This is a genomic window from Acinetobacter sp. ANC 4973 (assembly GCF_002135275.1).
GTDB lineage: Bacteria > Pseudomonadota > Gammaproteobacteria > Pseudomonadales > Moraxellaceae > Acinetobacter > Acinetobacter kyonggiensis.
The window spans coordinates 169,138-180,761 of record NZ_NEGM01000004.1; the positions used below are offsets into that span (position 1 = coordinate 169,138).

Genomic DNA, 11,624 nt, shown 5'->3' on the forward strand with positions numbered 1-11,624 from the left:
AGTCAGTTAAGAAATTGACTGGCTTTTTTATTTTAAATTCATGATGTTCTTCGATACATGGAAACGTCATCCGCAACTGTTCGAGGCATGAGGTGTATACACCGCAAGATTAAAAAAGTAAGGTTTCTGCGATTTATTAATCAATAAAAGGAATTTGGCGAGTTTTGCGGTGAGGCGCACTGCGCCGCAAGATGCCTTTCTTGCGAAGCTCTGCTTCTCATTTGGGCTTATCCAAAGTAATAGATGAGCTCCAAGCATTGGATTTAAAAATATAAGACTCCGTTGTGAAGCACTAAAAAGTTAAGGAGTTTATTACAAAACTCCTTAACTGACAGGCATTACTCATTTGATGAGGGCTTTTTTATTGAGATCACTTCTTTTTAAAGAGGTAAATTTGGAACTGCCCTGTTAACTTAAATTGCTCACTCTGCTCCAAAACCTGACGGCGTTCTGGTTTAGCTTTATAGGCATAGGGTGTCATCGCAATCAGGTTTTTCAAGTCTGTTTGTTGCACAGTAAATGCTGATTCAACAACACTCTCTTCAACCAATTCAAAAGCATCTTCCAATTGCTCAACAAACTTATGTGACTCATGTGGATTCACTTCTTCAAAAAGTGCCTCACGCATGGCATATAAATGTTCAGTTGCAGGTGTGACCACCATTAAATAGGCATTGGGTTTGAGTACTCGCAATATTTCTTGCTTTGGAATTGGACTAAATAAACTCGTACATAAGTCAATTGAGGCATCCAACACCGGTAAAGTCGCACCTGTACCCACCACCCATGTCACCTTTTTATTCAGCTTCGCGGCCACCTGTACGGCATTTTTCGCAATATCAACCCCAATACATTGCGACACTTCAGCTTGCATTGCATCAGTGTAATAGCCTTCACCGCAACCAATATCCAGTAGGTTGTTAATTTTTAATTCACGAATTTTTGTCACCACAGCATGCTGTAGTGGGGCATAAAAACCTGCACTTAAAAATGCACGACGCGCTTGCACAGATTCAGGCGTATCACCTGGATTTTTACTGTGCTTATGTTGTACGACATGTAAATTCACATATCCCTGCTTTGCCACATCGTAACTATGCTTATTGACACAGCCCCATGTTTTCTCAGTTAAGTGTAATGCCTCACGACATACAGGACACATGAGCAGATTCATTATTTTCTCCAAAAGCGTAAATGTGCAATAAAAAAGAGCCGGCAAATGTGGGAGCAAATGCCGGCTCTTTTTTCAAGGATTTGCTTAACGTAATTTTAAGGTCATTAAACCCAAAACAACCAGCATAATTGTAATAATCCAGAAACGAATCACCACTTGGGTTTCACGCCAGCCTTTTTTCTCATAATGATGATGCAAAGGTGCCATCAAGAAGACGCGTTTATTCCGCATCCGCAATGAGCCGATTTGTAAAAATACCGAAATTGCTTCCACCACAAATACACCACCCATAATCGCAAAGACGATTTCCTGACGTACCATCACCGCAATTGTCCCCAGCATTGCACCCAATGAAAGTGCACCGACATCGCCCATAAACACTTGCGCTGGATGTGCGTTATACCAAAGAAATGCTAAGCCAGCGCCAATCATCGCGGCACAAATCACCACCAGTTCAGATGAATATTTCACATAAGGCAGATGTAAGTAATTCGCAAAACGGACATCACCGGCAAGATAAGCAAACACACCTAAACCTGCTGCAACCAAGACGATTGGCATAATCGCCAAACCATCGAGACCATCGGTAAGATTCACGGCATTGGATGCACCATTAATCACCAAATAGGTAAAGAGAATAAAACCAATACCCAAAGGAATTGCCGACAACGGAATACTGATATTTTTAAAGAATGGAATCAACAAATCCAACATATTCGCAGTATGTACTGGATTGGTTTGCTCTGTCGCAATCACATACAGCGCAATACCTGCCCCTAAGGATGCCACCGAGGTCCAAAAGAATTTTTTCTTGGCAGGCAAGCCGGCATTGTCTTTATAGCGAACTTTAATCCAGTCATCTGCCCAACCTACAGCACCAAAAATCACCATCACAGCCAGTACAATCCAAACATAAGGGTTGGATAAATCGGCCCAGAGCAAAGTTGAAGTACCAATCGAGAGCAGAATGAGAATCCCACCCATGGTCGGTGTGCCCATTTTTTTAGCATGATTTTCAGGTGCGAATGAACTCACTGCTTGACCGTATTTGAGTGTCTGAAGCTTGCGGATCATCACGGGACCCAAAACCAGCCCAATCGTCAGCGCAGTTAAAACACTCAGCAAAGCACGTAATGTTAAATAGCGAACCACCTGAAATGAGCTGTTATAGCCCGCCAGTTGTTCAAATAGCCATAACAGCATTAAAGTTTCTCCATCAAATCAGCCATCAATGTTTCCATGTGGGTATAACGAGAACCTTTGAACAGAAAACTCATGGATTGCGGTTGATGTGTTGCAATTAAATCAATTAAAAAAGGTAGTGCCTGTTGCTGTGTCAAAAAGGCCTGCATTTTTTTACCATATTGAGTACTACGTGCACCTTCTTGTGCGGCAGGTGCAAATTCACCCACAGCCACCACAAAGTGAATGCCTTGTGCGACCAGATCACGGCCAAGCATATAATGCTGTTGTGCCGCTGATGCGCCTAATTCACCAATATCTCCCATCACCAACACTTTCACCCCGCCTTGCTGAGCAAGCACTTCAGCGGCTGCTCGCATGGACGTTGGATTGGCATTATAAGTATCATCAATGAATAGGTTTTTATCTTGCTGAATAAAGTTCAAACGGCCTTTTGCACCTTTCGCTTGCTCCAGACCTTGTACAATATCATCCAAAGTAATGCCAATCGCTAAAGCAAATGCAGCGGCAGCGGTGGCATTTTGCACATTATGCTCACCAGCAAAAGGTAAATCCACACTACGCACACCCTGTGGTGTATTTAAGCTAAAAGTAGAGGATTGCGGCTGCAATGCAATCTGTGTAGCAAAAATATCCCCCCCCTCACCAAAACTTAAACATTGTTCAGTTTTGACCGACTGACGAATACAGTCAGCAAAATCATCAGCCGCAGGAATGATGGATGTGCCTGACGGAGCAATATGTGCATAAATTTCAGATTTAGCACGGCAAATGCCATCGCGCCCGCCAAACTCACCCAAATGTGCTGTGCCAATATTAATAATGCCTGCTACATGCGGTTGAACCAAATTCGAGGTGTAATCAATTTCACCCTGATGACTGGCACCCAGTTCCATGACGGCATATTGATGCTCGGCACGTAGCTCCAGTAACATCATCGGCACACCTAAATCATTATTTAAGTTGCCGCGGGTAATCAAGGTCGGTGCAAGGCGGGCTAAAATACTGCCTAACATTTCTTTGGTGGTGGTTTTACCGCTACTCCCTGTTAACGCAATTACTTTTAATTGCGTATTTTGCGCACGGCGATAAGCGCCCAAATGACCCAATGCCAAGCGCGTATCGGCAACCACCAACTGACAAATATCAGCATCAACAGGATGACTAACAATGGCGATTTGACAACCCTTTGCCGCAACTTGCGCCACGAAGTCATGGGCATCGAAATGCTCACCTTTCAGGGCTAAAAAGGCATCACCCTTTTCTGCATGACGTGAGTCAGTCAAAATACGCTTAATATCCCCCACAGGGGCTTGATCATTAAACCAATAGCCTTGTGTCGCTTGAACCAATAAATCTGCTGTCCAAGGCTCTAAAGGCACGGTACTTGTCGTTGAGGTATGCATCATTCTTCCTATTGAGCCGGATATGCTGAATCTGTACTGTGATGCTGTGCGTCAATCGCTGCCTGCACTTCAACCACATCATCAAACCAATGGCGTACGCCATCAACTTCCTGATAATTTTCATGCCCTTTGCCCGCAATCACCACAATGTCACCGACCTGAGCATGATTGACAGCAAATTTGATCGCTTCACGGCGATCATGAATTTCATGAACCAGATGCGTTGAAAATGCGATGCCATTTTTCATATCGGCAAAAATTTGTTCTGGATTTTCACTGCGTGGATTATCTGAGGTCAGTAAAGCAACATCTGCTCCATCTAAGGCGGCCTGAGTCATGAGTGGACGTTTACCCCGATCACGATCCCCACCACAACCAAATACAGCCCATAAATTTTGCGCAACATGACGTTTTAAGGTTTTCAACACTTGCGTTAAAGCATCGGGGGTATGTGCATAATCAACCACAAATAAACGCTCAGCATCACGAATCACCTGCATGCGACCCGGTGCACCTTTTAACTGCGCAACCACGGCAATTAATGCCGCCAAATCAAAACCTGCCTGTTCAGCACTGATCAAGCTTGCCAGCAAATTTTCCACATTAAAATGACCTAACAAAGGGCTTTGCACTGCAAATTCGCCCTGTGCGGTGATCAATTTAAAATTTGCACCATTCAAACTATATTGAATATCTTTAACCTGATAATCCGCAGCTTGTGTGGTTGAATAGGTCAAAATTTTCGGCTGTGCAGGATTGGCTTTTGCCGCATTCAACATAATCTCTGCATAGGCATCATCTAGGTTAATGATCGCCACTTTTAAAGCGGCAAATTTAAATAAGCTTGATTTTGCCTCCGCATAGGCTTCAAGCGTGCCGTGATAATCCAGATGATCACGACTTAAATTGCTGTAGGCTGCAATTTCAATATCACAGCCATTTAAACGACCTTGCTCCAAACCATGTGAGCTGGCTTCAATTGCAGCAAATGCAGCACCTTGTTGTGCATACTCATGCAAAGCACTTTGCAGATGTAAGGCATCCAATGTGGTGTGCGAAGACGCTTCTAGATTCGGTAGAATACCATTCCCTGTCGTGCCCATCACTGCACATTTTTCACCTTGCAGCATCAACAGTTCAGCCACCAAACGAGAGATCGTGGTTTTTCCATTGGTCCCTGTAACTGCAAGTATCCGTACAGCCTGTACAGGTGCTGTTGCCTGTAAATATTGTTTTTGCCACTGTCCCATCAAATGACGAACATTTGGCACAATCACACTGTGCTCTAGACCTAAATCAACTTCACTGACCACCGCTAAAGCACCATTTGCCAAAGCTGAGACGGCAAATTGCCGCGTTTTTTCAGGTTGAGAAAAACTATTCAGGGCAATAAAAATTTGTCCTGCTTCAACTTTACGACTATCTAAACTCAAACCACTCAATGGCTTGCTCATCCACTCAGTGATTTTTTCAGCAGTGTAGAGATCTTGAAATGTAATGGACATTCATCACCTATTACTGGATTTGGGGAGTATCTAAAGGTTTATCTAAAGGCACATTCATTAGACGTAATGACTCTTGCATCACGCGCGAAAATACAGGTGCAGAGACCGTACCACCGTAGTAACTGCCTGCCGGATTTTCCACCACAACAATCATGGCTAAACGTGGATCACTGACGGGAGCAACACCGGCAAATAAGGCACGATATTCACTGGTTGAATAGCCTTTGCGGTCAGCACGCAGTTTATGTGCGGTTCCTGTTTTACCCGCAACGCGATAGCCTGGAATCGTGGCACGGGTTGCTGTACCGCCGGGTAACGTCGCTGTTTCCATCATCAAGAGCACTTGATCGGCAATTTTTGCATCAATAATTTGCTCACCTTTCGGTGGCTGTTCTAATTTATATAAACTTAAAGGAACCTTGACCCCTTTATTGGCCAGCATCGCATAAGCATCGGCAATTTGTAATACAGTCGCATTTAGACCATAGCCATACGCCATGGTTCCGACTTCAGAAACATTCCATTTGCTTGGTGGCAAGATTAAGCCGCCACTTTCACCAGGAAATTTGACTGCTGAACGCTGCCCAAAACCGACTCGCTTATAAAATGTCGGCAGGGTGGCATAAGGCAAAGACAAGGCAAGTTTAGCAACACCAACATTAGACGATTTTTGGATAATGCCACCCAAAGTCAGTGCACCATAGTTATGTGTATCACGAATGGTATGGTTACCAATGCGCATACTCCCCGGTGAAGTATTCACCACTGAGTTTGGCGTGTATTTACCACTTTCCAAGGCCATTGAAACTGTTAGCGGCTTCATGGTTGAACCAGGTTCAAATGAATCGACAGCACCACGGTTACGCATGGCATCCTTATTGCCTAAACTATTTTTATCATTCGGGTTATAAGACGGCCAACTGGTCATCGCCAGAATTTCACCCGTTTTGATATCCACTGCAATTGCTGTTGCTGAGCGCGCGTTATTGGCAACACCAGCAGCCGTCAATTCACGATACATAATATATTGCAGACGCGAGTCAATACTTAAGGTGATGTTTTCCCCTGCTTCTACTTCTTTAATGACTTCAGCATCTTTGAAACGATTGCCTTTTTTATCACGAACAACTTGCTGTGCGCCATCATGACCTGATAAAGCAGTATTCAGCTGCATTTCCAGACCTTCAATCCCGATCCCTTCACTATTGGTTAAGCCAATAATTTGTGCATTCGGCTGTGGCTGCGGATAGTAACGCTTATAGTTTTTCTCGGTATAAACCGCTTGGAAGTCACGTTTTGCAATCAATTCAGCTTGCTGAGGTGGAATTTCTTTTTGCAAAACCAAATAGCGTGAACGAGGACGCTCGTTCATTTTCTTTTTCAGTTCGGCACGATCCATACCCACAGCATCAGCCAGTTCATCCAGATTTAAGTTTTTATCGGGTAATTGACGTTTTAACTTACGGTTTTTGGGATCTTTCACCAGTTCAGCGGTAATGTCATCAAACTGTTTTTTAGTTTCAAAATAGTCACGTGGATCAATCACCACTTTCATGACAGGCGTACTAATGGCTAAGGGCACCCCGTGACGATCATAAATGACGCCACGCATGGCCTTTACTTTTTCAGTTCTTAAAATATTGGCATTGGCTTTATTTTGTAAAAAGTCTTTATTAATGATCTGCACATAAAATGCACGTCCCACTAAAGCTAAAAAGCAGAGTAAAACCACACTCCACATCAGATAAAAACGCCACATATCGACACTTAGTGTGGTTTTTTCCGTAATAGACTGCTGCTTTTTACGTACTTGCTTATTTCTCTTGTCCACCATATTACCGCTAGCCTTATTTTTTATCTTCTGAAGTCATTGGTAAAGAAATCACAACGGTCTGTGCCACGGGTGGCGAGTACATACGTAATTGGGTCACTGCGCGTGTGCCAATTTGTGCAGTCGCACCAAAGGTTTGTTGCTCAATCAGCAAACGCCCCCACTCGGCATTCAGATCATCTTTTTCTCGGTTAAAAGCACTCAGTTCACGATAATCATGACGATATTCAAAAACTTGAAATACCACCATAATTGCGCTCACAAAAACCAAGACCAATAAAATGATATAACTGATGATTTTTTTCATCGCCAATTTTTCTGCTTTTTTTTCAACAACTTCAGTTTTCATTATTCGCCTTTTAAAGCTAAGCGTTCTGCAACTCTAAGCCATGCACTACGTGAACGAAAATTGGCTTTGATTTCTGCTTCACTGGCACGGACTCGGGAAATTTTCTTTAACCGACGGGTATCTTCCCGTTCTTGTGGCATACCCCAACTGGTATCTTCTGCTAAAGTTGATTCCTTTTGAATAAATTGTTTAATTAAACGATCTTCTAGCGAGTGGAAACTAATGACCGCTAAACGTCCCTCTGTTTTAAGTACATCAACCGCTTGCGGTAAGAACGCTTCAATATCTTCTAATTCTTTATTAATGGCAATACGAATCCCCTGAAAAGTTCGTGTTGCTGCATGTTTATTTTTTTCCCATTTCGGATGCGCGACTTTCACAATTTCTGCTAATTGTGCAGTGGTGTCAATATAGCCCGCAGCTTTAATGGCTTTGGCAATACGGCGGCTATAACGCTCTTCACCATATTGGAAAATCACATTGGCCAAAGCTTCTTCTTCGATATTGACCAACCACTCAGCCGCAGTTGGGCCTTGTGAATTGTCCATGCGCATATCCAGTGGACCATCTTTCATAAAACTAAAACCACGTTCTGCCTGATCCAGCTGTGGCGAAGACACGCCTAAATCGGCCATCACACCATCCACCAAACCAATTCCACGTTCTTCAAGTTCTTGTTTTAAATCGGCAAAACTAGCATGGATGATTTTAAAACGTGGATCTTCTTGTTCTAAGATTGCCGCAGTTTCCAAAGCCTGTGGGTCTTTGTCAAAACCATAGACACGGGCATTTTCATCTAATTTAGACAACAATAAACGCGTATGCCCCCCTCGGCCAAACGTACCATCGACATAAATTCCTGTATTGCGATCTGCCAATAAGGCATCAACAGTTTCGTGAAGTAATACAGAAATATGCGACATAAGGGTTCAATCAATACTATGAAAAGTGTAACTGCACATTATTACCTTGTTTTCATAAAGCTCCAAACGTCTTTTTGTAGATAAATATTACTTTCTATAGAGAAAACCGTTTTAACTTTTTCCAATATTCAATAAAAAAAGCCTCCAACAAGGAGGCTTCTAAAATCACACGTCTATCAATTACTTACGCGTATTATAAATCTGATCAAAAGTTGCACCATTCACAAAGTGCGTTTTTTGTGCTTGCGCCCAACCACCAAACACTTCATCAATCGTGAATGTTTTTAATGGCGGAAATTGTGCTTTGTATTTTGCCAACACTTCAGCATTACGCGGACGATAGAAATGCTTGGCTGCCATCTCTTGACCCAAGGGTGAATACAAATAATTGATATAACCTTTGGCTAACCATTTATTGCCATTTTTTTCCACCGTCTTATCAATAATGGCAACTGAAGGTTCGGTTAAAATTGAAATAGATGGATAGATGATATCGAACTTATTTTTCCCCAAAGTCTTTTGCGTTACTAAAGCTTCATTTTCCCACGTCAACAACACATCCCCAATACCACGCTCAGCAAATGTGGTCATCGATGCACGTGCAGCCGAGTCCATGACTTTGACGTTACGGTACATTTTTCCGACAAAATCTTTGGCGGTTGCATCCGTACCAGCGGGTTGTTTTAACGCATAACCCCAAGCCGATAAATACACCCAACGCGGTAAACCGCCTGTTTTAGGATTTGGCGTAATAATTTGTACGCCCGGTTTGGTTAAATCAGACCAGTCTTTAATCTTTTTCGGATTGCCTTTACGCACCATAAAAACGATGGTTGAGGTATAAGGTGCAGAATTATACGGAAACTCTTTTTGCCAACCCGGCTGAATTTGACCTGATTTTACAATTTCTTCAATATCGTTGGCTAAAGCTAAAGTCACGACATCGCCTTGCAAACCATCGACCACAGAGCGGGCTTGCTTACCCGAGCCACCGTGTGACTGTTTGAAATTTACCGTATAACCGGTACGCTGTTTCCAATACGTACCAAAGGAGTGATTAAATTCATCATAAAATTCGCGCGTTGCATCATAAGATACATTTAAAAAATCACGATCTGCTGCTTGAGCAGACGTGGCAGTAAAAGCTATACCGGTTGCCAGCAATGCTGCACTGAATAAAGCTTTAAATTGAATTTTCATTACGATACAAACAACTCATCTTGATTGATGCTAAATATATGAAATAAATTCATAAATCGCAATCCATTCAACTTACTGAAAAATCTATTAAATTAGATATTTTATTTTAATTTATTGTTTTAGTTTAGAAAATTTAAATACAGTTTACTTATTCTATATTTATAGCATTTTATGCACTATATATAATAAAAATGGATAACAGTCGCTATCCACTTCCTAACACGCAATAACATCAGGTCATTTATTTATTGTTTACTGCTATAAATCTGATCAAAAATCGCCCCATTTACAAAATGCGTTTTCTGCGCTTTTGCCCACCCGCCAAACACATCACCAATGGTGAAAAGCTTAATTTTTGGAAATTGTGCTGCATATTTTGCCGCAATTTGTGGATTACGTGGACGGAAAAAATGCTGTGCCGCCAAATCCTGCCCTTTGGGTGAATATAAATAATTGAGATAACCTTTGGCTAAATTACGGTTACCATTTTTATCGACCGTTTTATCAACAATAGCAACCGAAGGCTCTGCCAAAATTGAAATTGAAGGATAAACAATTTGGAATTTGTCTTTACCCAAACCTTGGGTCGCCAGTAAGGCCTCATTTTCCCAAGACAACAATACATCGCCAATACCACGTTCAGCAAAGGTGGTTAAAGAACCGCGTGCACCTGAATCAAGCACTTTCACATTGCCGTAGAGTTTTGTCACCAACGCTTTTGCTTTGGCATCATTGCCACCCGGCTGTTTTAAAGCATAGCCCCAAGCAGAAAGGTAGATCCAACGTGGTGCACCCCCCGTTTTAGGATTTGGCGTAATAATTTCTACACCTGATTTAGTTAAATCATTCCAATCTTTAATATTTTTAGGATTACCCTTACGCACTAAAAATACTACCGTTGAAGTATACGGTGCAGAATTATTGGGAAACTGTTTTTGCCAGTTTTTATGAATTAGCCCAGCATTGACAATTTCCTCAATATCATTGGCTAAAGCAAGAGTCACCACATCGGCTTGTAAACCATCAATGACCGAACGTGCTTGTTTCCCCGATCCGCCATGCGATTGTTTAAAGTCTACGTCTTGCCCTGTCCGTTGTTTCCAAAATGTGCCAAAAGCTTGATTATATTCTTGGTAGAATTCACGGGTCGGGTCATAGGAAACATTCAAGAAATCTTTTCCAGCAAAGCTATGTGAAGTCATTCCGCCCAATAAAGCAACAAGAGTCGACACTATTATTTTTTTCATGTTTATAAATCGCTTATTGAAGATTTTAAGCACTATATAAATCTAAAATAATTTTAGCAATCATATGGTTATATCATTTTATTTATTCAAAAGCAGTTTTATAGATATCGATTTAAATGCTGATGTTTACACTTTTATGACTAAAAATATAACAAATGTCGATCAATCTGCATAACCTGCACAAATCTTCATGTTCTATCCATATTTTTTTGATACAAAGCAACCTATTCAATTGGTTTTCATCATTTTGTAAAAGAGTTTGATGCAGTTCTACTGTTATATTTTTTTATGTGTTTAAATGATAGTGCTAGAATAAAACAACAATTAGTAAATTCCAGTAGCAAACGGCAGTATTAAGGGGAAAGTTGAAATGAAATATACACAGTTGATCAAGATATGTAGTTTAAGTCTAAGCTTAGGTCTGATGGCTCAAGTCGGGCATACGGCTGCCATTAAAACCATGAACGCAAAGATTGCGCCTGAACGCTCGTCATTGATTGAAAAAGCACTCCTGCAACAAAAGCAAGGAACCAATATTTTACGTAGCGATAACGATTTAAAAGTTCTTACTGAAATTAAAGTCGCACCGACGCAAAGCTTTTTTGCATCTCAAAATCAAAAATTTACCCGTTTCGTACAAGCCTTATTTCCTCAAAATAATTCTTAATCGCATCATAAACGTCTTCCCCCTTAAGACGTTGTAATCAAGCCTAATCATTTCGATGTTGAATTTAACATTAAGTGATTAGGCTTTTTCGTTATAATAGTATCTATTCACATTCTGAA

The 11,624-nt window shown here is 41.5% G+C and carries 10 protein-coding genes; 1 reads left to right on the top strand and 9 read right to left on the bottom strand.

The window, feature by feature from the left end:
* Nucleotides 1-370 precede the first annotated feature (370 nt).
* The 9 genes from B9T30_RS06815 to B9T30_RS06855 form a co-directional block, all read right to left on the bottom strand.
* Nucleotides 371-1,174 carry a putative RNA methyltransferase gene (locus tag B9T30_RS06815; protein WP_086184320.1) on the bottom strand — a complete coding sequence of 268 codons (804 nt, stop codon included), beginning with the start codon at nucleotides 1,172-1,174 and terminating at the stop codon, nucleotides 371-373.
* Nucleotides 1,175-1,258: 84 nt separating this feature from the next.
* Nucleotides 1,259-2,377, bottom strand: a complete 1,119-nt coding sequence (mraY, locus tag B9T30_RS06820; RefSeq protein ID WP_086184321.1) for a phospho-N-acetylmuramoyl-pentapeptide-transferase — start codon at nucleotides 2,375-2,377, stop codon at nucleotides 1,259-1,261.
* Entirely contained in the window at nucleotides 2,377-3,783 is a 1,407-nt protein-coding gene (locus B9T30_RS06825) for a UDP-N-acetylmuramoyl-tripeptide--D-alanyl-D-alanine ligase (RefSeq protein ID WP_086184322.1), read from the bottom strand. The genes mraY and B9T30_RS06825 overlap by 1 nt, the downstream gene beginning before the upstream one ends.
* 8 nt (nucleotides 3,784-3,791) lie before the next feature.
* Nucleotides 3,792-5,288: a UDP-N-acetylmuramoyl-L-alanyl-D-glutamate--2,6-diaminopimelate ligase gene (locus tag B9T30_RS06830; protein ID WP_086184323.1), complete on the bottom strand. Its 1,497-nt coding sequence runs from the start codon at nucleotides 5,286-5,288 to the stop codon at nucleotides 3,792-3,794.
* 10 nt (nucleotides 5,289-5,298) lie between these two features.
* Nucleotides 5,299-7,122, bottom strand: coding sequence for a penicillin-binding protein PBP3 (gene ftsI, locus B9T30_RS06835; RefSeq protein WP_086184324.1), 1,824 nt, complete (start codon nucleotides 7,120-7,122; stop codon nucleotides 5,299-5,301).
* 13 nt (nucleotides 7,123-7,135) lie between these two features.
* Nucleotides 7,136-7,426 (bottom strand): cell division protein FtsL, encoded by a 291-nt coding sequence (ftsL, locus tag B9T30_RS06840; protein ID WP_407079022.1) that lies wholly within the window; start codon nucleotides 7,424-7,426, stop codon nucleotides 7,136-7,138.
* A gap of 41 nt (nucleotides 7,427-7,467) precedes the next feature.
* A complete protein-coding gene (rsmH, locus tag B9T30_RS06845) occupies nucleotides 7,468-8,391 on the bottom strand; it encodes a 16S rRNA (cytosine(1402)-N(4))-methyltransferase RsmH (RefSeq protein ID WP_086184325.1) in 924 nt (307 codons plus the stop codon).
* A gap of 180 nt (nucleotides 8,392-8,571) precedes the next feature.
* Nucleotides 8,572-9,591, bottom strand: a complete 1,020-nt coding sequence (locus tag B9T30_RS06850) for a sulfate ABC transporter substrate-binding protein (protein ID WP_086184326.1) — start codon at nucleotides 9,589-9,591, stop codon at nucleotides 8,572-8,574.
* 245 nt (nucleotides 9,592-9,836) lie between these two features.
* Nucleotides 9,837-10,838, bottom strand: a complete 1,002-nt coding sequence (locus B9T30_RS06855) for a sulfate ABC transporter substrate-binding protein (protein ID WP_086184327.1) — start codon at nucleotides 10,836-10,838, stop codon at nucleotides 9,837-9,839.
* A gap of 370 nt (nucleotides 10,839-11,208) precedes the next feature.
* Between B9T30_RS06855 and B9T30_RS06860 the strand changes: the two genes are divergently transcribed.
* On the top strand, nucleotides 11,209-11,505 hold the full coding sequence (locus tag B9T30_RS06860) for a hypothetical protein (protein WP_086184328.1): 297 nt from the start codon (nucleotides 11,209-11,211) through the stop codon (nucleotides 11,503-11,505).
* Nucleotides 11,506-11,624: the final 119 nt, after the last annotated feature.

What these genes read in the sequence shown, in the direction of transcription:
- B9T30_RS06815 (WP_086184320.1), bottom strand. Translation starts at nt 1,174, where the DNA reads ATGAATCTGCTCATGTGTCCTGTATGTCGTGAGGCATTACACTTAACT.
- mraY (WP_086184321.1), bottom strand. Translation starts at nt 2,377, where the DNA reads ATGCTGTTATGGCTATTTGAACAACTGGCGGGCTATAACAGCTCATTT.
- B9T30_RS06825 (WP_086184322.1), bottom strand. Translation starts at nt 3,783, where the DNA reads ATGCATACCTCAACGACAAGTACCGTGCCTTTAGAGCCTTGGACAGCA.
- B9T30_RS06830 (WP_086184323.1), bottom strand. Translation starts at nt 5,288, where the DNA reads ATGTCCATTACATTTCAAGATCTCTACACTGCTGAAAAAATCACTGAG.
- ftsI (WP_086184324.1), bottom strand. Translation starts at nt 7,122, where the DNA reads ATGGTGGACAAGAGAAATAAGCAAGTACGTAAAAAGCAGCAGTCTATT.
- ftsL (WP_407079022.1), bottom strand. Translation starts at nt 7,426, where the DNA reads ATGAAAAAAATCATCAGTTATATCATTTTATTGGTCTTGGTTTTTGTG.
- rsmH (WP_086184325.1), bottom strand. Translation starts at nt 8,391, where the DNA reads ATGTCGCATATTTCTGTATTACTTCACGAAACTGTTGATGCCTTATTG.
- B9T30_RS06850 (WP_086184326.1), bottom strand. Translation starts at nt 9,591, where the DNA reads ATGAAAATTCAATTTAAAGCTTTATTCAGTGCAGCATTGCTGGCAACC.
- B9T30_RS06855 (WP_086184327.1), bottom strand. Translation starts at nt 10,838, where the DNA reads ATGAAAAAAATAATAGTGTCGACTCTTGTTGCTTTATTGGGCGGAATG.
- B9T30_RS06860 (WP_086184328.1), top strand. Translation starts at nt 11,209, where the DNA reads ATGAAATATACACAGTTGATCAAGATATGTAGTTTAAGTCTAAGCTTA.